The sequence below is a fragment of the Phaeobacter sp. JH20_37 genome (genome assembly GCF_048056015.1).
Lineage (GTDB): Bacteria > Pseudomonadota > Alphaproteobacteria > Rhodobacterales > Rhodobacteraceae > Phaeobacter > Phaeobacter bryozoorum.
In genome coordinates this window covers 79,139-100,016 of the sequence record NZ_JAYMWW010000014.1, presented here as the reverse complement: position 1 = coordinate 100,016, position 20,878 = coordinate 79,139, and the positions used below count along the sequence as shown (strand labels likewise).

General features: G+C 63.5%; 23 protein-coding genes. 9 read left to right on the top strand and 14 right to left on the bottom strand.

Features of this window, described 5'->3' with window-relative positions; translation table 11 throughout:
• Positions 1-3 precede the first annotated feature (3 nt).
• Complete coding sequence (gene kdsA, locus VWZ87_RS11805) at positions 4-837, top strand: 3-deoxy-8-phosphooctulonate synthase (protein WP_340546184.1); 834 nt, start codon at positions 4-6, stop codon at positions 835-837.
• Between the two features lie 21 nt (positions 838-858).
• On the top strand, positions 859-2,355 hold the full coding sequence (locus VWZ87_RS11800; RefSeq protein ID WP_340546185.1) for a phosphomannomutase/phosphoglucomutase: 1,497 nt from the start codon (positions 859-861) through the stop codon (positions 2,353-2,355).
• Positions 2,356-2,450: 95 nt separating this feature from the next.
• Here VWZ87_RS11800 and VWZ87_RS11795 read toward each other — a convergent pair whose 3' ends face one another.
• Positions 2,451-4,403 (bottom strand): AsmA family protein, encoded by a 1,953-nt coding sequence (locus tag VWZ87_RS11795; protein ID WP_416535022.1) that lies wholly within the window; start codon positions 4,401-4,403, stop codon positions 2,451-2,453.
• A 379-nt stretch (positions 4,404-4,782) separates the two neighbouring features.
• On the opposite strand from VWZ87_RS11795, the gene rimO reads away from it, so the two are divergent.
• Positions 4,783-6,204: a 30S ribosomal protein S12 methylthiotransferase RimO gene (rimO, locus tag VWZ87_RS11790; RefSeq protein WP_416535021.1), complete on the top strand. Its 1,422-nt coding sequence runs from the start codon at positions 4,783-4,785 to the stop codon at positions 6,202-6,204.
• 21 nt (positions 6,205-6,225) lie between these two features.
• Here rimO and VWZ87_RS11785 read toward each other — a convergent pair whose 3' ends face one another.
• Positions 6,226-6,843: a hypothetical protein gene (locus VWZ87_RS11785; protein ID WP_416535020.1), complete on the bottom strand. Its 618-nt coding sequence runs from the start codon at positions 6,841-6,843 to the stop codon at positions 6,226-6,228.
• A 560-nt stretch (positions 6,844-7,403) separates the two neighbouring features.
• Between VWZ87_RS11785 and VWZ87_RS11780 the strand changes: the two genes are divergently transcribed.
• Complete coding sequence (locus VWZ87_RS11780; RefSeq protein WP_340546189.1) at positions 7,404-7,787, top strand: thiol-disulfide oxidoreductase DCC family protein; 384 nt, start codon at positions 7,404-7,406, stop codon at positions 7,785-7,787.
• Positions 7,788-7,797: 10 nt separating this feature from the next.
• Here the strand turns inward: VWZ87_RS11780 and VWZ87_RS11775 are convergent, their stop codons facing one another.
• From VWZ87_RS11775 to VWZ87_RS11760, 4 genes are all read right to left on the bottom strand, one after another.
• Entirely contained in the window at positions 7,798-8,049 is a 252-nt protein-coding gene (locus tag VWZ87_RS11775) for a DUF6455 family protein (RefSeq protein ID WP_416535019.1), read from the bottom strand.
• Between the two features lies 1 nt (position 8,050).
• Positions 8,051-8,344, bottom strand: a complete 294-nt coding sequence (locus VWZ87_RS11770; protein ID WP_340546191.1) for a DUF6455 family protein — start codon at positions 8,342-8,344, stop codon at positions 8,051-8,053.
• 95 nt (positions 8,345-8,439) lie between these two features.
• Positions 8,440-8,826 carry a YigZ family protein gene (locus VWZ87_RS11765; protein ID WP_340546192.1) on the bottom strand — a complete coding sequence of 129 codons (387 nt, stop codon included), beginning with the start codon at positions 8,824-8,826 and terminating at the stop codon, positions 8,440-8,442.
• Complete coding sequence (locus VWZ87_RS11760) at positions 8,823-9,548, bottom strand: M48 family metalloprotease (RefSeq protein ID WP_340546193.1); 726 nt, start codon at positions 9,546-9,548, stop codon at positions 8,823-8,825. The genes VWZ87_RS11765 and VWZ87_RS11760 overlap by 4 nt, the downstream gene beginning before the upstream one ends.
• A 149-nt stretch (positions 9,549-9,697) precedes the next feature.
• Here VWZ87_RS11760 and VWZ87_RS11755 point away from each other — a divergent pair, with 149 nt between their 5' ends.
• Positions 9,698-9,952 (top strand): hypothetical protein, encoded by a 255-nt coding sequence (locus VWZ87_RS11755; RefSeq protein WP_340546194.1) that lies wholly within the window; start codon positions 9,698-9,700, stop codon positions 9,950-9,952.
• Positions 9,953-10,016: 64 nt separating this feature from the next.
• Here VWZ87_RS11755 and VWZ87_RS11750 read toward each other — a convergent pair whose 3' ends face one another.
• Positions 10,017-10,313 carry a DUF167 domain-containing protein gene (locus tag VWZ87_RS11750; RefSeq protein WP_416535134.1) on the bottom strand — a complete coding sequence of 99 codons (297 nt, stop codon included), beginning with the start codon at positions 10,311-10,313 and terminating at the stop codon, positions 10,017-10,019.
• Positions 10,314-10,524: 211 nt separating this feature from the next.
• Between VWZ87_RS11750 and VWZ87_RS11745 the strand changes: the two genes are divergently transcribed.
• Together VWZ87_RS11745 and VWZ87_RS11740 are read left to right on the top strand one after the other, a co-directional pair.
• A complete protein-coding gene (locus tag VWZ87_RS11745) occupies positions 10,525-11,103 on the top strand; it encodes a nitroreductase family protein (RefSeq protein ID WP_340546195.1) in 579 nt (192 codons plus the stop codon).
• Entirely contained in the window at positions 11,100-11,804 is a 705-nt protein-coding gene (locus VWZ87_RS11740) for an EI24 domain-containing protein (RefSeq protein WP_340546196.1), read from the top strand. Before VWZ87_RS11745 ends, VWZ87_RS11740 begins: the two co-directional genes overlap by 4 nt.
• A gap of 98 nt (positions 11,805-11,902) precedes the next feature.
• Here the strand turns inward: VWZ87_RS11740 and VWZ87_RS11735 are convergent, their stop codons facing one another.
• Together VWZ87_RS11735 and mce are read right to left on the bottom strand one after the other, a co-directional pair.
• A complete protein-coding gene (locus VWZ87_RS11735) occupies positions 11,903-12,178 on the bottom strand; it encodes a DUF1467 family protein (protein ID WP_340546197.1) in 276 nt (91 codons plus the stop codon).
• A 57-nt stretch (positions 12,179-12,235) separates the two neighbouring features.
• Positions 12,236-12,640: a methylmalonyl-CoA epimerase gene (mce, locus tag VWZ87_RS11730; RefSeq protein WP_340546198.1), complete on the bottom strand. Its 405-nt coding sequence runs from the start codon at positions 12,638-12,640 to the stop codon at positions 12,236-12,238.
• A 222-nt stretch (positions 12,641-12,862) separates the two neighbouring features.
• Here mce and VWZ87_RS11725 point away from each other — a divergent pair, with 222 nt between their 5' ends.
• Entirely contained in the window at positions 12,863-13,582 is a 720-nt protein-coding gene (locus VWZ87_RS11725; RefSeq protein WP_340546199.1) for a response regulator, read from the top strand.
• 1 nt (position 13,583) lies between these two features.
• On the top strand, positions 13,584-13,724 hold the full coding sequence (locus tag VWZ87_RS11720) for a hypothetical protein (protein WP_340546200.1): 141 nt from the start codon (positions 13,584-13,586) through the stop codon (positions 13,722-13,724).
• A 285-nt stretch (positions 13,725-14,009) separates the two neighbouring features.
• Here VWZ87_RS11720 and VWZ87_RS11715 read toward each other — a convergent pair whose 3' ends face one another.
• The 5 genes from VWZ87_RS11715 to VWZ87_RS11695 form a co-directional block, all read right to left on the bottom strand.
• Positions 14,010-15,269, bottom strand: coding sequence for a DUF1501 domain-containing protein (locus tag VWZ87_RS11715; RefSeq protein ID WP_416535018.1), 1,260 nt, complete (start codon positions 15,267-15,269; stop codon positions 14,010-14,012).
• Positions 15,270-15,282: 13 nt separating this feature from the next.
• Positions 15,283-16,692, bottom strand: coding sequence for a DUF1800 domain-containing protein (locus tag VWZ87_RS11710; protein ID WP_416535017.1), 1,410 nt, complete (start codon positions 16,690-16,692; stop codon positions 15,283-15,285).
• 212 nt (positions 16,693-16,904) lie between these two features.
• Complete coding sequence (gene aspS / locus VWZ87_RS11705) at positions 16,905-18,689, bottom strand: aspartate--tRNA ligase (RefSeq protein WP_340546345.1); 1,785 nt, start codon at positions 18,687-18,689, stop codon at positions 16,905-16,907.
• 371 nt (positions 18,690-19,060) lie between these two features.
• Positions 19,061-19,714 carry an aminotransferase class IV family protein gene (locus tag VWZ87_RS11700; RefSeq protein WP_340546203.1) on the bottom strand — a complete coding sequence of 218 codons (654 nt, stop codon included), beginning with the start codon at positions 19,712-19,714 and terminating at the stop codon, positions 19,061-19,063.
• On the bottom strand, positions 19,657-20,811 hold the full coding sequence (locus VWZ87_RS11695) for an aminodeoxychorismate synthase component I (RefSeq protein WP_340546204.1): 1,155 nt from the start codon (positions 20,809-20,811) through the stop codon (positions 19,657-19,659). The genes VWZ87_RS11700 and VWZ87_RS11695 overlap by 58 nt, the downstream gene beginning before the upstream one ends.
• Positions 20,812-20,878: the final 67 nt, after the last annotated feature.

The window sequence follows — 20,878 nt, the reverse complement described above, 5'->3', positions numbered from 1 at the left end:
GCCATGAAAAATATTTCCGTCGCCGATCTCAGCATCGGCAATGACCGCCCGCTGACCCTGATTGCAGGACCCTGCCAGCTGGAAAGCCTCGATCATGCCCGCATGATCGCGGGCCAGATGAAAGAGGCCTGCGCCAGATACGGCGCGCAATATGTGTTCAAGGCGTCCTACGACAAGGCCAACCGGACCTCGCTCTCCGGCAAACGCGGGCTGGGCGTCGATGAGGGGCTGAAGGTGCTTCAGACCATCGCCCGCGAATTTGATGTGCCGGTGCTGACCGATGTCCACACCGAGGCGCAATGCGCGGTGGCGGCTGAGGCCGTGGATATCCTGCAAATCCCGGCGTTTCTGTGCCGCCAGACCGACATGCTGCTGGCCGCAGGCAGGACCGGCAAGGCCGTGAACATCAAGAAGGGCCAGTTTCTGGCGCCCTGGGATATGGCCAATGTCGTCGCCAAGGTGGAAAGCACCGGCAATGAGAACATCCTTCTGACCGAGCGCGGCACCTCCTTTGGCTATAACACGCTGGTGGCTGACATGCGCTCGCTGCCGCAGATGGCGCAGGGCGGCTACCCGGTGGTGATGGACGCCACCCATTCGGTCCAGCAGCCCGGTGGCAAGGGCGGCTCCACCGGTGGGCAGCGCGAATTTGCGCCGCTGATGGCGCGGGCGGCAGTATCGCTTGGCATTGCGGCGGTGTTCATCGAAACCCACGAAGACCCGGATAACGCGCCCAGCGATGGGCCCAACATGATCTACCTCGACCAGATGCCGAAGCTGATCGAGACGCTGATGCGTTTTGATGCCCTGGCCAAGGCCGATCCCATCCGCATCTGATTGACAAGAGAGCCGAGTGACATGACCAAACCCATCCCCGAGGTGCGCCCAAACACCTGGAGCTTTCTGCGCGATCCGATGATCACGCCCACCGGTTTTCGCGAATATGACGCGCGCTGGAAATACCCCGAGGAAATCAACCTGCCCGGCATGACTGCGCTGGGGCTGGGACTGGGCACGCAGATGCACAAGCGCGGCATCCCGCCGGTGATCGCCGTGGCCAATGACTATCGCGACTATTCCGTCGCCATCAAACAGGCGCTGATCATCGGCCTGATGCAGGCTGGCATCGAGGTACGCGATATCGGCCCGGCGCTGTCGCCGATGGCGTATTTCGCGCAGTTCCATCTGGATGTGCCTGCCGTGGCCATGGTCACCGCCAGCCACAACCCGAACGGCTGGACCGGGGTCAAGATGGGCTTTGAACGCCCGCTGACCCACGGCCCGGACGAAATGGGTGAGCTGCGCGATATCGTCCTGAATGGTGAGGGCGTGGCCCGTCCCGGCGGCTCCTATCAGTTTGTGGATGGCGTAAAAGAGGCCTATCTGGACGATCTGGTCGGGGATTTCAAAATGTCTCGCCCGCTGAAGGTGGTCTGCGCCACCGGCAACGGCACCGCCTCGGCCTTTGCGCCGGAGCTGTTTGAGCGCATGGGCGTTGAGGTGGTCGATAGCCATAACAGGCTGGATTACAGCTTTCCGAACTACAATCCCAATCCTGAAGCGATGGAAATGCTGCACGACATGTCCGCCAGCGTAAAAGCCTCGGGCGCTGACATGGCGCTTGGCTTTGATGGCGACGGCGATCGCTGCGGCGTGGTGGATGATGAGGGCGAGGAGATCTTTGCCGATAAGGTCGGCGTCATCATGGCGCGGGATCTGAGCAAGATTTACCCGAATGCGACCTTTGTCGCGGATGTGAAATCCACCGGGCTGTTTGCCTCCGACCCCGAGCTGAAGGCCAATGGCGTGACCGCGGACTACTGGAAAACCGGTCACAGCCACATGAAACGCCGGGTGAAGGAGATCGGCGCGCTGGCAGGGTTCGAAAAATCCGGCCACTACTTCCTCGCCGAACCTGTGGGCCGGGGCTATGACTGCGGCATGCGGGTCGCGGTCGAGATCTGCAAGCTGATGGATCGCAACCCCGACAAGAGCATGTCAGACCTGAGGAAAGCACTGCCCAAGACCTGGGCGACGCCGACCATGTCGCCCTATTGTGCCGATACCGAGAAATATACCGTGCTGGAGCGGCTGGTGGAGAAACTGGTCGCCAAGGCCGAGGCGGGCGAGACGCTGGCAGACCGCCCCATCAAGGAAGTCGTCACCGTGAACGGTGCGCGTGTGATCCTGGATAACGGCTCCTGGGGGCTGGTGCGGGCATCCTCCAATACGCCGAACCTCGTTGTGGTCTGCGAAAGCAGCGAGAGCGAGGCCGAGTTGCGCCAGATCTTTGCCGAGATTGACGCGGTCATCCGCACCGAACCGCTGGTCGGGGACTACGATCAGACCTTTTGATCATTCCGGCAGCTGAGATAAAAACGCCCGCCATTGGCGGGCGTTTTTATTTTGTCGGCACTGTGGGATCTGGCCACTCGAATCTGGCGGCTGGATCAATCGCCGCCCAGAAGCCGCAACAGCTGATCCTTGGCCTCTTTCTCGATCCGGTCGCGGATGGCCTCATTGATGTCCTGCTCCGGCGCGATCTCGGTATCCAGCTCTTCGGCCAGCTTTTGGCGCAGGCGATCCTTGGCCTGTTGTTCCACCGCGTCGATTTCCGGCTCCAGCGCGCGTTTCAGATCCGGCCGAATCTTGGGATCGCTCCAGGGTCCGGTGATCGCAACGGGGATCGACAGACGGGTGCTGCCGTCGCCGCGTTGCAGGCTCGGGGTGAACAGGTAGTCCAGATCCTGAGCCCCCAGCCCGATGCGGCCTTCTCCTTCGGCGCGCAACCCGCGCAGGCTCAACAGCAGATCCTGATTGAGCAGATTGCCGCCCTCGATCGTATAGCTGGCGGTCAGCCGGTCAAAGAGGGTGCTGCCGCCATTGCCGCTGCCGCTGCGCATCAGCTCTTCCAGATCGAAGCCGGTAAAGAACCCCTTGCCGACCTCCAGCCAACCTTTGCCGCTGAGCGAGGACATAATCTCTGCCACCGAATTGCCGACCCCCAGATATTCCAGCTCGCCCAGCGCCTCACCATTGAGGCGGTCATAGCCCATGGTCTGCCCCAGCGCCTGTTCCAGCCGGATATCCTGAAAGCCCAGCTTACCGCCGACCGACAGCCCGTTGCGGTTGTTGACCACCAGCTGCCCCTGCAACTGACCGTCAAAGACCGTGGCGGGCTGGAATTTCAGAACCGCACGCGACCGGTCAAGGGTCAGGTCCAGCGAGCTGGGCCCGAGGCGGACAGATCCGGTCTCCACCCCCTGCACCTCCAGCGAAATCGCGGCATTGAGCGCGGCGAGCCAGCTGAAGTCCATCGGCGTGCGCGACCAGCCATCGCTGACCGGATCGTCACCATTGCCCGCAGCGGCGGCGGCCGGCAGATCGGCCTCTCCCGAGGGCAGCAGCGCCGACAGATCCAGCTGATCCCCGCTGAGCCGCGCCGTCACCATCGGCACATCGCCCAGCACCACGTCGGCAGCTCCGCGCAGCCTGTTGGCATCCGCCTCCAGCGTCAGATCCCGCAGCGCCAGCCGCCCGTCGGGGGTATAGGTGAGATCAGACCCGATGAGCCAGCTGTCCACCGCCGGGGTCTCGATCCCCTCTGCCGCACCAAGCACCGCAAGGCTGCGCGCCAGATCGGTGCTCTTGCCGGTCACCCGCCCGGTGGCGGCGCCATTGATATCCGCCCGCCCGTCAAAGCGCAGCTCCGTATCGTCAGCGCTAAGCGACGCCCCGACCGAGGCGACCTGACCCGCGAGGAAGGCCTCGAACGTGCCGATTTCGGCGGCGACCTGCACCGGCGCCCCGGCCGGGCGCAGCGTCACATCGGCAATCACGGTGCCCGTGGGATCAGGCCATTGCAGCGCCAGGTCGACCTGTTTCATCTCAATCGGGGTTTCGCCATGGGGAGCGTAGCGCAGGCTGGCGCCGGTGAGGGTCAGCGCCTCGATGCTGATCGGCAGGCTCTCCATCGTGCCGGAGGGGGCCGCCGGGGTCTCCGCCGCGCCGGATGCGAGTGGCTCAAGCACCCAGTTGCCGGTGCCATCCGCGCGGGTGCTGAGGTTCAGCTGCGGCAGGACAGCCGACAATTCGGTGATCCTGACCTGACCGCGCAGGAGATCCGCCGCCGCAACCCCAATGGTCAGCCGTTCCGCCGTCAGCATCGGCTCAGGCCCAGCCCATGGCGCGTTTGACAGCGCCACACGGTCTGCCTTCACTCCCAGCGTCGGCCAGAGCGTATATCCCACGCGCCCGCCAAAGGTGACCGTGCGGCCGGTCTGCTTTTCGATCTGGGTTGCCGCCAGCTGGGCCAGCTTCTCCCCCGGCAGCAGTAACAACCCAGCCAGCAGCAGCACCAGCGCCACCACCAGCGCCGCAATGACCCGGATTATCAGCCTCATCACCCCACTCCTCTTGCCTTGCCCCCGTATTCCCCACGGGGTTTTGCGCAGCTTACCGCCTGCGCGCAGGGGTGCAATGCAGGAAGCCCCCGCGCAGCATCAAAGGTTTGCATGTTTGCATCAGAGGTTTATCGCAACCGGAACCGCTGGCGCAGGCCCAGACGCCCGAGGGCGACAGCGCAGGTCACAGCACAAAATCGCCCACTCTTCGCGTCTCACTTGCGCTCGGGATCACTATGGCTGTTCCGCAGGTTACGGGCTCTGGCCTGCCACCTTCAACACAGGAAGCGCGATATTGCACCGCCCCGCTGCGCAGGTGGTGACGCTGAATACCCCTGTTTTCCTTGCCTCCTGCCGCAGTCCTGATATATGCGCGCGCATGACACAGACACCCGGTTCAGCCAACCCGCCCAGCCTCCGTCCCGACCTTGCCCCGGAACCGCAGTTCCGCGACAAACCCCGTGACGGCCAGCCGACCCTCGGCATGGTGTCGCTTGGCTGCCCCAAGGCGCTGGTCGACAGCGAGCGGATCCTGACCCGGCTGCGCGCCGAAGGCTACGGCATCTCGCCCGATTACGCGGGCGCGGACGCGGTGATCGTCAACACCTGCGGCTTCCTCGACAGCGCCAAGGCCGAAAGCCTGGAGGCGATCGGCGAGGCGCTGAAGGAAAACGGCAAGGTGATCGTGACCGGCTGCCTCGGCGCCGAGCCGGATTACATCCGCGAGCATCACCCGCGCATTCACGCGGTGACCGGCCCGCACCAGTACGAGCAGGTGCTGGACGCGGTGCATTCCGCGGTGCCGCCCAGCCCGAACCCATATGTAGACCTCTTGCCCGCAACCGGTGTCAGGCTCACCCCGCGCCACTTCAGCTATCTGAAGATCTCCGAGGGCTGCAATCACAAGTGCAAGTTCTGCATCATCCCGGACATGCGCGGCAAGCTGGCCTCGCGCCCGGTGCACGCGGTGCTGCGCGAGGCGGAGAAGCTGGTGGAGGCCGGGGTGCGCGAACTCCTGGTGATCAGCCAGGACACTTCCGCCTATGGCCTTGACCGCAAGTATTCCGCGCATCCGTGGAAGGGCGCCGACGTGCGCAGCCATATCCTCGACCTTTCCCGCGAGCTGGGCAGGCTGGCCCCGGCAGAGGACCTGTGGGTGCGGCTGCACTATGTCTACCCCTACCCGCATGTGCGCGAGCTGATCCCGCTGATGGCGGACCCGGACAACGCACTGCTGCCCTATCTGGACATCCCCTTCCAGCACGCCCACCCGGACGTGCTGCGCCGCATGGCCCGGCCCGCGGCGGCGGCCAGGACGCTGGACGAGATCAACGCCTGGCGCGCCACCTGCCCGGACATCACCCTGCGATCCACCTTCATCGTCGGCTTCCCCGGCGAGACCGAGGCGGAGTTCCAGCACCTGCTGGACTGGATGGACGAAGCGCAGCTGGACCGGGTCGGCTGCTTCAAATACGAAAACGTCGACGGCGCCCGCTCCAACGAGCTGCCGGACCATGTGCCGGAAGAGGTCAAGCAGGAGCGCTGGGAGCGGTTCATGGAGAAGGCCCAGGCGATTTCCGAGGCCAAGCTCGCGGCCAAGGTCGGCCAGACGATGCAGGTCATCGTGGACGACATCGACGAGGACGGCATTGCCACCTGCCGCACCAAGGCCGACGCGCCGGAGATCGACGGCAACCTGTTCATTGATGAGGGAACCGAGGGGTTGCAGGCTGGCGATCTGGTGACCGTTGAAGTTGATGAGGCCGGGGAGTATGACCTGTGGGGGCGCTCGGCTCGCTAAACGCTGCTCACGTCTAAACAGTCAATCAAGAGAGTTTAGAACGTCTTTCAGTTCAGAGATTTTCTTTTCTACAAGTCTTCGGCTAAGTCTGTGCGAGCGGCTCAATTCATCGGATGGAAACAAAATGCGGACCTGCATTCGCAAGCTCTCTTCCTGTGAGGCTACAGCAAGCGCGTCTTGTAGCTCAGATTCCCATAGTTCATCGGCTCCAGCAAATACGAAAGTTCCAATTGCGGAATTTCCAGCTTGGTAGATCTTACTGTGTGAATTGGACCCGTTAGCGAGGTCAACCAATGCACTATAAACTTCACTCTTTGCAGGGATGTTGCTCACCTGGACCTCAATCGTCTCAGACATTCCACTAAGTTCCGCAAAGGCTAGCGCCAACTCTTCACTTCTGGTTTCTAGAGCACTTTGAACCAGGGACTTCATTTCTTCTCCAGAATCCTTAAGATCCTTTGAGATCTGGGTTCGCTCTTGTGAAGCCACCTGCGAGGCTAATTTCAATTCACTTTTGACTTCGGTGACCGCTGTCTTCAAGTTTGCCTCGTGCAGCAGGTAGCTAGACGCAGAGATCGCAGAAGCCAGAATTCCTAGACCAACAAAGTCAGCAAGCTTAAGTTTGAACTCCAGTGCCATGGACGACGTTCCCTTGAAAGACCAAGGTTACAGTATCGCCACCACCAATAGAAATGCAAGGTAACCGATCGCGTAGGCCACGAACACTTGTCTACCAATAGCTGACATGCAGAGCCTCCTCGCTTCACACCACAATATGAAACACGTTCCCTTTACATCTCGTAAAGAAGCAGTTCGCGGTAGGCGCACTTTCTGCACTTGCAGCTTCTGTGCTTGCCCAAGCAACGCACTTAGCGGTTAAACGGTGTGTACATATAAAGATAGTGCTTACCCGTAGCAATGCAAATCACGCTCAACGCACTGAATGTGAGGGCAATCCCCCCTCCCCTCGCGCCAATTCCCTGCTACGCACTCCCCGAACCGCAATCAGCCCGGGAGAGCGCCCAGCCATGAACGGCACACCGCAACACTAACCCCTGCGGCGTTGAGGCGATTGGGGTGGACCGGGATGGATTGTGGCGCGTGGAGCTTTTGGGCTGCCTGTGACCATCTGCCCTTCGTCCGGCGGCGCGGCGCCGCTATATCGTCAGGTATCAGTGTTCAGCAAAGAGGCACCCACCATGCCGACCCCTCAGGATGACAGCACGGAGGTTCTCTACAACGGGGAATGTCCGGTGTGCAGTATCGAGATCCGCCACTATGCCAATCTGGCGGAGCGGCGGGATTTGCCGCTTAGGTTTGATGATCTGAACTCGCAGGATCTGGCGCTGTGGGGCGTGGATGCCGATAGCGCGGCGCGACGGCTGCATGTGCGCCATCGGGGCGAGGTGCTGAGTGGCATCCCGGCGTTTCTGGTGCTTTGGGCGCAGATGCCGGGATATCGCTGGGTCGCGCGGATCGTCGGGTTGCCCGGTCTGCGCCAGCTTGCATCGGCGGCATATGATCACCTGCTGGCGCCGACGCTCTATCGCTGGCACCGCCTGCGGCAGCGTCGCGGGTCGTAGCTGCGATACGTCAGTCGCGCAGCACCATCAGCTGATCGGCATTGCGGCAGCCGGGCATCGGCGCCTGTGATCGCTCGCGGGTGGCAAGGAAGGCCTCGCAGTGCAGGGTCGCGTCGCAGCTGCGGCAGCGGGTGATCATCGCGGCCCAGTCCTCGGGAGGGATCCGGCCTGCGGCCAGCGCAGCGCTCAGCTCAACCCCCGCAGCCTGCCCCATCCGGGCCATAAGGCGCAGGTGATGGAGCGGATCGCCCAAGGGCCGCATCCTAGCGCTCCTGCTCTGTCTCCGCATCGTTCAGAAAGGCCAGCAGATCGCGGTTGCGGCAGAAATCCGGCGCGTCGGCGCCTGGGCGGCCCCCCTTCGCCAGCCAATTTCGGCAGGCACCGACGCCGCCGCAGCGGGTGCAGCGCAGCACCGCCTCGGCGATCTCGTCAAATCTCAACCGGCCCGAGATGGCTTCTTCCTGTAGGTCCAGCCCCACGGTTGTGGCCATGCTGTCGAAAAGATCGGCATGGGTCTTCAGGTTGTCCCTGCGGCTCTGATCGGTGTAGGTGGTCATCTCGGCGCCCTCGGAAATCAGTCATTCTGAGGGCAGCTTAGCCATCTCCGGCGTATTGCGATTTGATGCAGGTCAAAAGGGCGCGTACCCGGCGGTCAGCTGCTCCTCGCCGGGTCGAGATAGGCGCGCACCGCGTCCTGAACCCGGCGAAACCGGTCGCCGCCCAGTTTCTTGCCGCCATACCAGCGGGTGACGATGATCAGGTGATCGCAGAGCCCCTCGCGCTCCATCATGCGCAGGATGACCATACCGGCGCCGCTTTCGCCGTCATCGGCCTTCAGCGCGCCGGTGGGCAGCTGCGCGGCCCAGGTGTTATGGGTCGCCTTGGCATAGGAGCGGTCGGATTTCAGCGCCGCCAGAACGGCGTCGATCTGCTCGCGGCTGGTGACCCGCGCACCGCTAACCGCATAGCGCGAGCCGCGATCGGTCAGCACGACGCCCAGCTGCCTCAGCGAGGCGACGGCTTGGTCCAGATCGCTCAATTCAGGTTATATTTCTGGATCGTCTGATTGACCACGCGCACCCGGTCCGGGTTGGCCGGATGTGTGCCCAGAAAGCGATCGCCCGGATCCGGCAGCCGGTTGAAGAAGCGCACCCCGATGCTGGGACGATACCCGGCCTTATGGGTGATGATGGTACCCAGCTCATCCGCTTCCAGCTCGAAATTCTTCGAATAGGTGCGCGCGCCGACCACCGCGCCAAGATCCTGGGCGCGGGCCACATCCGCCGCGCTGGCGCCAGAGACGCTGGCAAGTCCCGCCAGCAGGATCGAGCCTGCCACCGCGCTTTGTCGTTTGCGCGCCAGATGGCCGCGAATATGGTGGGCGGCCTCATGTGACATTACAAAGGCCAGCTCATCCCGATTGGCAATCTGCCCCAGCATCCGCTGGGTGAAGGTGATCACCGGACGCCCGGACCGGTCCTGGCTCTGATAGGCATTTGGCGGGGCATTGGGGTTGGGGTCGATGCGGATCAGGAAATCACAGTTCAGACCCGGCGCACGCGCCCGGCATTCCCGTTCAGAGACGGGCTCGACCACGCGGGTGACCGCCGCAAAGGCGCTGCGCCCCTCGGCCGGGGACAGGCCCTGAACCGGCGCGCCAGAGGGCCGCGCGGTGGGCGCAGACCCGGTGTCAACCACAACATCACAGGCCGCAAGACCCATGGTGATGGCACATCCCATCAACAGCAACACCCGACGCATGACATCTCCTTTGCTTTGTCTGTGCCATCTTATCGCGACAGCGGACCGAGGATCAATTGCATGAAGCTCCGGCGGCTGCAATCTGCTGCAAGATCACGTGATGCGACAAAGCCTTGTCAGCGGGGGCGGCCCGGTGGCAAGCTGGGGACATGTTTACCATTGAGCATGAATTCGACGCCACCGTCGTTACGCTCGTCGATGACGAGGCCACCCCGCTGATGGAAGATGTCTCCATCAATATTTTCACAGAATGCGTCACGGTCGAACAGCTGGACCCGCGCACCGACCGGGTTCAGACAATCACCCTGTCGCACAATCAGGTCCGCGATCTTGCAGCGGCGCTGGATCTGCCTGAGGGGGTCTATCGCTTTGCCCGCGATGATGAACCCGAGGCAAAGGGCTGAGATCCATCAGGAACTGGTGAGGGCTGGCCCCATGGTTGGCGGCGCAGGCCCGGACCCGGAGACCTCAGCGGCGGTAGGCAAAGACCTTCTCCCGAGAGGTCGCGCCGCGCAGCAGTGTCAGCTGCGAGGGGGCAATACCCATCGCGCGGGCCAGCAGCACCTGCACCGCAGCCGTGGCCTTGCCGTTCTCGGGCGCTGCCGTCACGGTGATCTTGAGCACACCCGCCTGCCCGCAGCTCTCCGCCCCGGCAGGGATAACGGCGTTGCGCGACGCTTTTGGCGTGACGCGGACGGCAATCTCTGCACCGGCGATGGCCAGATGGCTGAGATCGGGGAGGTCTTTCTGCTTTGGCTTGCCCATAGCGGGGTGATCGCGCGGATTGCGGGCAAAATCCATAGACTTTGGCGCTACGACCGGGATATTTCCTGCCTCACACCTCATGTTTGGATCCGGCTGCGGTCCGTGCCTGTCCCCGCTCCGGGCAGGCCAGCTTTGCCAAATTCTCGGATCCCCCTTGAAATCCCGCGCCGCCCTGCCGACATGGGGCGATAGATGTAAAAAGGTTTCACATATGCCCCCTCGCAATGATGCTGCCCTGGCGTTTCTGTTGTCGCGCCGTTCCCGCCCGGCCAAGACGCTGGTGGCCCCGGCCCCAAGCCGCGAGGCGCTGATGCCGCTGTTGACCGCAGCCGCACGCACGCCCGATCACGGCAAGCTGGAGCCCTGGCGTTTCATCGTGATCGAGAAACCCGCGATGGCGCGGCTGGCAGAGCTGACCGGCAAGGCAGGCGAACGACTGGGCAAATCGGCCGAGGATATTGCCAAGGGCCGCAGCCAGTTTGAACTGGGGCAACTGGCGGTCGCCGTGGTGGAGATCCAGAAGGCGAGCCCGAAGATCCCGCCCATCGAGCAGACCTACTCCGCCGGGGCCGTCTGCCTGGCGCTGTTGAACGCGGCTCTTGCGGCCGGCTGGGGCGCCAACTGGCTGTCAGGCTGGGCCAGCCATGATCCCGAGTTCTGCGCCGAAGCCTTTGGCCTGCAGTCGCATGAGCGGATTGCGGGCCTGATCCATATCGCCACCGAAACCAACACGCCGCCCGACCGCCCCCGCCCTGATCTGGCGGCGCTGACCACCTGGATGGACCAATGATTCTGACAGATTTCTCAAAGGCGCTGAGCCAGATCGGCGACCCCCGCTTTCGCCGGGTCCTGTTTCTGGGCATTGGCCTGACCGTCGCGCTGCTGGTGCTGGCCTATGCGGCGTTTCTGGCATTGATCCAATGGCTGGTCGGCCCGGATGCGACGCTACCGCTGATCGGCCCGGTTACCTGGGTCGATGATCTTCTTTCGATCACCTCGCTGCTGCTGATGCTGGTGCTGTCGGCGTTCCTGATGGTGCCCGTGGCCTCGGCGATTACCTCGATGTTTCTGGATGAGGTCGCACAGGCGGTAGAAGATCGCCACTATCCCGGTCTGCCACCGGCGACCAAGACACCGTTCTGGGATGGCGTGCGCGATACCATCAATTTTCTCGGCGTTCTTGTCGTCGCCAATGTGCTGGCGCTGGTGCTTTACGTGATGCTTGCCCCCTTTGCGCTGTTTATCTTCTGGGGGCTGAACGGGTTCCTTCTGGGGCGGGAGTATTTCACCCTCGCCGCCGCGCGCCGCATTGGCCTGCCGGAAGCCAAACGGCTGCGGCGCAAGCATCTGGGCGCGGTCTGGATCGCCGGTGTGCTGATGGCCATGCCGCTGTCGATTCCGCTGGTGAACCTGCTTATCCCGATCATCGGGGCGGCGACCTTCACCCATCTCTTCCATCGGCTGACCCGGCACGAACTGTCGGCAGGCTGAGCCGCGCGGAGCAAACCGGGGCGGCAAACCGGAGGACAAACATAAAACAGGCGGACCCCTGCCCGCCTGTTGTGATGCCAAAGATATGCTGCGCCGGGTTATTCGGGATCCGGCAGCCGGTCGAACCAGTCAAAATCATTCACCGTGATCCAGCCGCTAAGGATGATCGTTGCAACGATCGCCCAGATGACGGCAGCGGCAATGGTGGTGATCACGGCCTTCTGCTTCAGATAGTGATGCTCGGGCGCACCGGCGTGGGTGCCGGGCACGATCTCGCCTAGGTCGCCCTGCGTCTGAATGCGGATCGGGATCACGATCAGGAACGTCATGAACCAGATCACCGCATAGAGAACCAAACCGGATGTCACACCCATGATAGCTGTCCTTCTGAGACCCCCGCCCCACTGCGGAGGGTTAAGGGGCAGATAGCGTCAAACCTGTTCCAATTCCACCAGGCAGCCGTTGAAATCCTTCGGATGCAGGAAAAGAACCGGTTTGCCATGGGCGCCGATCTTGGGTTCGCCCGATCCAAGCACCCGCGCGCCTTCGGCCTTGAGCCGGTCGCGGGCCGCCAGGATATCATCCACCTCGTAGCAGATGTGGTGAATGCCCCCGGCCGGGTTCTTTTCCAGAAACCCCGCAATGGGAGAAGTGTCGCCCAGAGGGTAGAGCAGCTCGATCTTGGTATTGGGCAGTTCGATGAACACGACGGTGACGCCGTGATCGGGCTCATCCTGGGGGGCGCCGACCTTGGCGCCGAGGGTGTTGCGATACTGTGCCGAGGCGGCATCAAGGTCCGGTACGGCAATTGCGACGTGGTTGAGGCGGCCAATCATGGTGCGGTCTCCTGAGTGAACTGATTGCCAAGACTTATCAAAGAGCCATGGCCTGCGGACAAGTGCGCCAATCCGCGCGGCAGAATATTTCCTGCAATAACGCTTCGTTGCGTCGATTTTTGCGCGGTAATTCCATTCAACCCTAGGCTGCGACCTGGATGTTAACCAGCTGTTAGCCCCGTTTCCCTAGCGTTGAGTCGTATCCAGTCAGGAGCCTTAGTCATGGACGATTCGGAACTGTTTGCTGCTGCCCACCGCCTGCCCACCACCAAACGACCTTTGTTGGGGCTGACCATTCTTGTGGTGGAAGACAGTCGATACGCCTGCGAGGCGATGCGTCTGCTGTGCCTGCGCAGCGGTGCGCGGATCCGCCGGGCCGATTGTCTGAAATCCGCCCACCGGCATCTGAAGGTCTACCGCCCCTCGGTCGTTATTGCCGATCTCGGCCTGCCTGATGGGTCGGGCGCCGATCTGATCCGCTCCATGGCGGAGGCCTCGCCGCGTGTCGGCGTGATCCTCGGGATCTCCGGTGATGAAGCAGGTGAGGCGATGGCGATGGACGCCGGGGCTGATGGGTTTCTGGCAAAACCGATCACATCGCTCGCCGCATTCCAATCCGCGATCCTGTCGCGCCTGCCCGCCGAACGCCAGCTCTCCGGCCCCAACCAGCTGACCGATGAGGTGATCGAGCCGGATCTCCTCGCCTTTCAGGATGACATGTCCCATGCCGCAGAGGTGCTGAACGAAGCTGAGGAAGGGCAGACATTGGACTATGTTGCGCAGTTCCTTGGTGGTGTGGCCCGCAGCGTTGGCGACTCACATCTGGCAGGAGCCGCAGCAGATCTGGCCGATGCCCGCAGCAGCGGACGCCCCGTTGCCGCCATTGCCGCCCGTGTCGCCGGGCTGGTTCAGGAACGTCTGAAACAGAAAGTCGCCATCTGAGATGATCGAAATCGTTCTCATCGCCTCAACCACTTTGGGCATTGTCCTATATCTTCAGGCGCGGTTCTCGGCCCGTGAAATCCGCCGTAACCGCGACCGGACATTGGGATCGCTGGTCATCCTTGATCGCAGCGACCGCTGATCTGCCGTGCCACGGGACCACCTGATCCTGGCTGACAGGTCACCCCGTCCGCCCCCTTGCTGACAGATCGTTGGGCGAGCATCCTTGCTGACAGGTAGCCCGGTCAGTCTATTGGATGACAGATCGCACGGTCGCTATCGCGGTCGGCAACTGCGCAGCACCCACATAGCGGCGCAAGGCGACAGATCGCGCGAGCCGACACACTCTCGGCCCCGCTACCATTGATCGCTGACTGGCGGCCCACTGGCGGACCCGCAAGCCGCCGCAGCGGTCAGCGCATCCCCGTCAGCGCCGCAGCACCCCCGAATCAGCGCCCAGCTCGACGCCGGGAAAAACCACATCTGCAATCTGCTGGGCGTCGGTGCCGATCATACCGCGTATGATCCAGCCCATATGGGCCCGCACATCGCCGGTGGGCATCAGATCACGGCGATCAAACAGCGCCGCCTCCTCAAGACCCGGCCACAGCCCGTGGACCCGGCCACCCCGGATCGCGCCACCGGCCAGCACCATCGCACCGCCGGTTCCGTGATCGGTGCCGCTGGTCCCGTTTTCGCGCACGGTGCGGCCAAATTCGGTCATCGCCACCACTGCGGTTTTGTCCCAGATCCCCGGCCCAAGATCGCGGTACAGTGTCAGAATGGTATCGGACAGGCGCCCCAGCGCTCGTGTGAGCGCGCCGGTCTGACGGTTGTGCGTATCCCAGCCGTTGATAGAGAAAGCCGCAATCCGGCTGTCACCGCGCAGCTGCTGGGCCGCATAGCTGGCAATCCGCTGATGTGGTCGGGATCGTGCCTTGGCCTGCCCCATGTTTCCCGTTGCCGCTGCGCTCCCGGCGCCGTCCGCATCCATGGGTGCGCTGTCGGCAAGGTCGAGCGCCTCTGCCAGAGCGGCATGAAACAGCGGATCCTGCTCCATCATCAGACCGGCCAGACGTTCGGCCTGCGGGCTGAGAGCCATTTCCGCATCCGGCGACCAGTCGGACACCGGGGCCGCGCCCTGCAACAGTTTCATTTCCCCCTGCCCGATGGCAAAGGCGGTGCGCGCCTCGACACCGGGCGTGATCTGCAACAGCCGGTTCAGCCATCCGTCGCGGCGCTGGTGCAGGCCCGGCGTCCCGGCTTCCAGCAGATCCTGACCGTCAAAATGGCTGCGCTTGTCGCGATAAGGCGTTGATACCGCGTGAATAAACCCGAGCTGCTCCGCCCGCCACAACGGCATCAAGGGGGCAAGTCCCGGATGCAGGGAAAAATAGCCATCCAGATCGAGCCCGCCATTTTGCGGCCCTCCCCTGAGGCTCGACCGCAGGCCGGCATAGGCCGGATCACCATAGGGCTGGACCACATCGATGGCATCCATGCCGCCGCGCAGGATGATCACCACCAGTCGGCTGTTCCAGGGGGCCGCAGCAAAGCTCACGGGGGTCAGCAGCGGGCTTGCCGCCAGTGAACAGCCAATCAGACCGGAGCGGGCGAGGAAACCGCGCCGGGTCAGTCCAGAGGGGCGGGATGGGCCAGTGAACCCATGACGCGGTGTCTTGGTCATCTCGATCTCCCTCTCAACGCCGCTGAAAGGCGGGTGAGGCCAGGATCAGTCCTATCGCCTCCCGCTCGGTTTCGGCAGCTGTTGCGACGAACCGCAGCTGCGCGGTTTCCCGGCCGCCAAGGGCGCTTCGCAGCAGCTGAAGCGGCGCGGGCAATGGTCCTGCGCCCTGCACCATCACCTGTGTCGGCACCGACATGCACCAGCGCAGCCGCTCCGCCAGAGCCTGCGGCGTGATCCAGGTTGCATCGCCCTCGGGCCAGCCGTCGGGACCGTTGGAGACCTCCCAGCGCTGGCCCATGCGCTGCATCGGACGCAGGAAGAACCGGTTGACCTGCGCCCGACTCAGCCCGGTCAGCGCGGCAGCTGGCAACGCCAGCGCCCGACAGGCCGAGGCGAGATAGGCAAAGGGCGGTTTGACGTTTTCAAGGTCAGGTTGCCAGGCCGCCGGATGCTCCAGCAGCGCCGCATAGACCTGCGTCAGATCCCCCGATGTCGCCCGGTAGCGGGCCGCCAGATGGGCGACCAGTGCCGGGTCCGGCGTGTCACGGGTGAAATGCACCGCCAGTTTATGCGCCAGATGATCCGCCGTGGCCGGGTGGCGCGCCAGATCCCGCAGCGCCTGTTTGATCGCAGCCAGACCGGTGACCTCGGCATCGTAGCGCTTTCCCAATAGGGTCTCGGCCCCCGGCTCGGCCCATCCCGGCGCAAATTTGAAGCCCTCGGTGGTGTCGTAGATCATGCCGGTGAACAGCTCGGCCAGCTGGCGCACATCCTGTTGCGTATAAGGCCCGCCAACGCCGAGCGTGTGCAGTTCCAGCACTTCGCGCGCCAGATTCTCATTGAGCCCGACCACCCGCCCCTGACGCTGCGCGACCCGTTTGGCGCGGCGGCTGTTGGGGCCGGTGGACCGGTGCTGGTCCAGGTAATGCAGCATCAGCGGGCTGGTCACAGCCGCAATCAGCAGATCCTCGAACCGCGCGGCAATATGCGGGCGGATCGACGTCTCGACATAGGGGGTGGCAGCGTAGCGCAGCGCGGCAATCTTGCCCTGCGCGGTGAAGTGATCCGCCCAGAACAGGGCAAGCCGTTCGCGAAACCCATGCGGCGTTGTCACGCAGCGCAGCAGCCGTCGAACGAACCAATCCGCCTGATGGTCCCGCATCAGGGCGCGCTGGTGTTTCAGATCCCTGTCGCGCATCTCGAAATCCGGGCTGCCAGCGGCCGCCTTGCGGGCGCGGCGGGCGGCGGAATAGGCCCGAGCATCCGCCAGCGCAGCGTCAAACCCTGGGATCGGCCAGGTCTGCGCCGCATGATCCGGGGCCTGAAGGTCAGCAAGCAGCCGCTCCGGCCCGGCGGCAGGGGCATGCAGCGGCGACAGGCCGCAGCCGAAACGGATCTCCGCCAATTCCCCGTCAAAGCGCATCGCTTTCCCCGCTCATGAGCTGTTGCAACCCGACAAGAGTAAGATATCGCAGCGCCGACACCAGCTGAATTTCTTCAGGCACGCAACTCTCTGCTCATAGGCGCACTGCGGGCCGCCAAGATCGCGCCACAACTCGACGGAGCTGCGGTGCCCGCCGAATCAAAACAGGCCCGGACATCTGTCCGGGCCTGTTTCAGACTGACTTCCAGAGGTTACTGGTCCTGTGGAATCACCCGCAGCCCCAGCTCCATCAGCTGCTCGCTCAGCGGTTCCGACGGGGCCGACATCATCAGATCTTCGGCGCGCTGGTTCATCGGGAACATGATGACCTCGCGGATGTTGGCCTCATCGGCCAAGAGCATTACCATGCGGTCGATACCGGCCGCGCAGCCACCGTGCGGCGGGGCGCCGTACTGGAAGGCGTTGACCATGCCGCCAAAGCGTTTTTCGACCTCTTCCTTGCCGTAGCCCGCGATTTCAAAGGCCTTGAACATGATCTCCGGCTTGTGGTTCCGGATCGCGCCGGACACCAGCTCGTAGCCGTTGCAGGCGAGGTCATACTGGTAGCCCTTCACGGCCAGCGGATCGGACAGCAACGCGTCCATGCCGCCCTGCGGCATCGAGAACGGGTTGTGCTCAAAGTCGATCTTGCCGGTTTCCTCGTCCTTCTCGTAGATCGGGAAATCGACGATCCAGGCAAAGGCAAAGCGGTCCTTGTCGATCAGGCCCAGCTCCTCGCCGATGACGGTGCGGGCCTTGCCTGCGACGCCTTCAAACGCCTTCGGCTTGCCGCCCAGGAAGAAGGCCGCATCGCCAACGCCCAGCCCCAGCTGCTGGCGGATCGCCTCAGTGCGCTCAGGGCCGATGTTCTTGGCCAGCGGGCCAGCCGCTTCCATCCCGTTGTCGCCGTCGCGCCAGAAAATATAGCCCATGCCCGGCAGGCCTTCTCCTTGCGCAAACTTGTTCATCCGGTCGCAGAACTTGCGGGAGCCACCGGTCGGTGCCGGGATGGCGCGCACTTCTGTGCCTTCGTTTTCCAAGAGGTTTGCAAAGATCGCGAACCCAGACCCGCGGAAATGCTCGGAACAGTCCTGCATCTTGATCGGGTTCCTGAGGTCCGGCTTGTCGGTGCCGTACCATTTGGCGGCATCCTTGTAGGAGATCTGCGGCCAGTCATGCGCCGGGTCGACCTTGCGGCCGCCGCCGAATTCCTCGAACACGCCCGCCATCACCGGCGCGATGGTGTCGAACACATCCTGCTGGGTGACGAAGGACATTTCCATGTCGAGCTGGTAAAAATCCGCAGGCGAGCGGTCGGCGCGCGGGTCCTCGTCGCGGAAGCAGGGCGCGATCTGGAAGTACTTGTCAAAGCCCGACACCATCATCAGCTGCTTGAACTGCTGCGGCGCCTGCGGCAGCGCATAGAACTTGCCCGGGTGCAGGCGCGAGGGCACCAGGAAGTCGCGCGCGCCCTCGGGGGAGGAGGCGGTGATGATCGGGGTCTGGTATTCGTTGAAGCCGATGTCCCACATGCGGTTGCGGATCGAACGGATCATGTTGGAACGCAGCACCATGTTGCGCTGCATCTTCTCGCGGCGCAGGTCCAGATAGCGATAGCGCAGGCGGGTTTCCTCGGGGTATTCCTGTTCGCCGAAGACCATCAGCGGCAGTTCCTCGGATTTGCCCAGCACCTCGATATCGCGGATAAAGACTTCGATCTCGCCGGTGGAGATTTTCGGGTTCACCAGGCTCTCATCACGGGCCATGACATTGCCGTCGATGCGGATACACCATTCGGAGCGGACCTTCTCGATCTCGGCAAAGACCGGGCTGTCCGGGTCGGCCATGACCTGGGTCACACCGTAATGGTCGCGCAGGTCGATGAACAACAACCCGCCATGGTCGCGGACGCGGTGGACCCAGCCCGACAGGCGGACGGTTTCACCGACGTTGGATTTGTTCAGTTCGGCGCAGGTATGGCTGCGATAGTCGTGCATGGGGTGACCTTTCATTATACCGGTCTCATGTCCGGGAGGGCCGTCAATCGGGAAATGCGCCAGAACGGCGCGGAATTCGTCCGGGGTGGTACACTAGGTTGCGACGCCGTTGTCAAGCAAACTGGGCGGATTCGGCAGCCGCGAGCCACCAATAGTGCCTGTTGCGCGCCCGAGCGAGGGTCTCCCGCGCTCTACGGTCTCATCGCGGACGCGCTGAGGCCTCCGACGTTGGGCCGGGCGCCGTGCCTCTGGCACGGCGTTGGTTGCGTTCTGCGGAACCGCAGCGCACCCAATGGTGCGCTGCCACGCCCAAAGGGCAAGGGCCCGCTGGCGTCAGCCAGAAGGGCGGCTTGTCCGCGGGAGCGCCCCCGTTACACCAGACGTGCCGGGATCAGCCCGCGCAGGGAATTGCCCATATGGATGGCCTTGGCACACCTAAGGTCCTCAAGACGCAGCACCGCCTCCGTGCATTCCTCCCGCTCCAGCATCACCTGCCGCAGGATACCCGGCAGCAGGCCGCAGCTGAGCGGCGGCGTGATCACCTGCCCGTCCGGGCGGGTTACAAAGATATTGGTGATAGTGCCCTCGCAAACCTCGCACTGCTCGTTCAGGAACAGGAGTTCATCCACGCCTTCCGGCAGCGCGGCCCGCGCGGCATCGTAGAGCGCGCGGCGGGTTGTCTTGTGCTGAAGCCACATGTCGTCCGCTTCCAGCCGGGTCTCCGCGACCCCCAGCCGCCATTCAGAAGGCGTGCCGCCCAGCGGAGCCGTGGTCAGCGCCAGTTGGCCAGCCGCGTCCAGCGTCAGGCGGCAGCGCAGCGGCGCCGCATCGGTGGCTTCCGCCAGAACCGCCTCCGCCCGCTTTGGATCGAAAGCGATCCCGAACAGAGCCGCGCTGCGCGCCATCCGGGCCAGATGCAGCCGCAGGTGACGAAAGCCCTGCCCCGGATGCCAGCCCAGCGTCTCGATCAGGCTGAAAGCGGGATCGTTCTGGAGGGTGTCACGCGGGCAAAGCGGGCTTTCCATAGGGCTTCCTCATATTCTGCATCTGCGGTGCTGTCCCAGACCACACCACCACCCACATTGAGCATCGCGCGGCCCGCGTCCAGCATCAGCGTGCGGATTGCCACATTGAATTCTGCCCGGCCGTCCGGCGCCGCCCAGCCGATAGTGCCGCAATAGATGTCGCGCGCCCAGGGTTCCAGTTCCGCGAGGATTTCCATCGCGCGTATCTTGGGGGCGCCGGTGATGGAACCGCAGGGAAACAGCGCGGCAAAGATCTCCGCAAGCCCCGCGTCGGGCCGCAATCTGGCGCGGACGGTGGAGACCATCTGATGCACCGTGGCATAGCTCTCGACCGCAAACAGCTCCGGCACATGCACAGACCCGGTCTCGGCGACGCGTGAGATATCGTTGCGCAAGAGGTCCACGATCATCAGGTTTTCGGCGCGGTTCTTCTCATCCTGGCGCAGAAAGTCGCGGCGGCGGGCATCCTCCAACGGATCGTCGCTGCGCGGCTGGGTGCCCTTCATCGGGCGGGTCTCGATGCCCCCTTCTGCATCCGTGCGGAAGAACAGCTCTGGCGAGCGTGACAGCAGGTCCGGCAGCCCCTCCTGTTGGACCAAGGCACCGTGGCCGACGGCCTGTCTGGCCTGAAGCGCGGCATAGATGTCTTCGGATGTCCCATAAGCGTCGGCATCAATCGGGAAGGTCAGGTTGGCCTGATAGATATCGCCCTGGCCAATGTTGCGGTTCACCTCTGCGAAGGCTTCGGCGTAGCGGTCAAAAGTCCAGCGGGGGGTAATTCCTTCAAGACCAGCTTCGCTTTCCGCCTGCGGTCGGGTCCGGCCCCCAATGTTCTGCGCTCGCGGTTCCGCATAGACCCCAAAACAAATGAGCGGCAGCCGCCGCCCCGCAGGCATCCGGCCCGCCAGTTTTGGCTCCAGCGCATAGCCCAACTCATAGGACGCATAGCCCGCCAGCCAATGGCCGGCGTCGCGCGCCGCATCCAGCGCCGCCAGCGCGGCAGGCACATCTTCGGCCCGCTCTGCGCGGATCATGCGCAGCGGCGTTTCAAAACATGTCCCGGCCCCCATCGGCCCCTGATCAAAGCGAATCCGCACGTCAGCCTGCTCCGTCGTTATGACCTCTCCACATATATCCGTTCGCTATGCGAACAAAACCCACGGA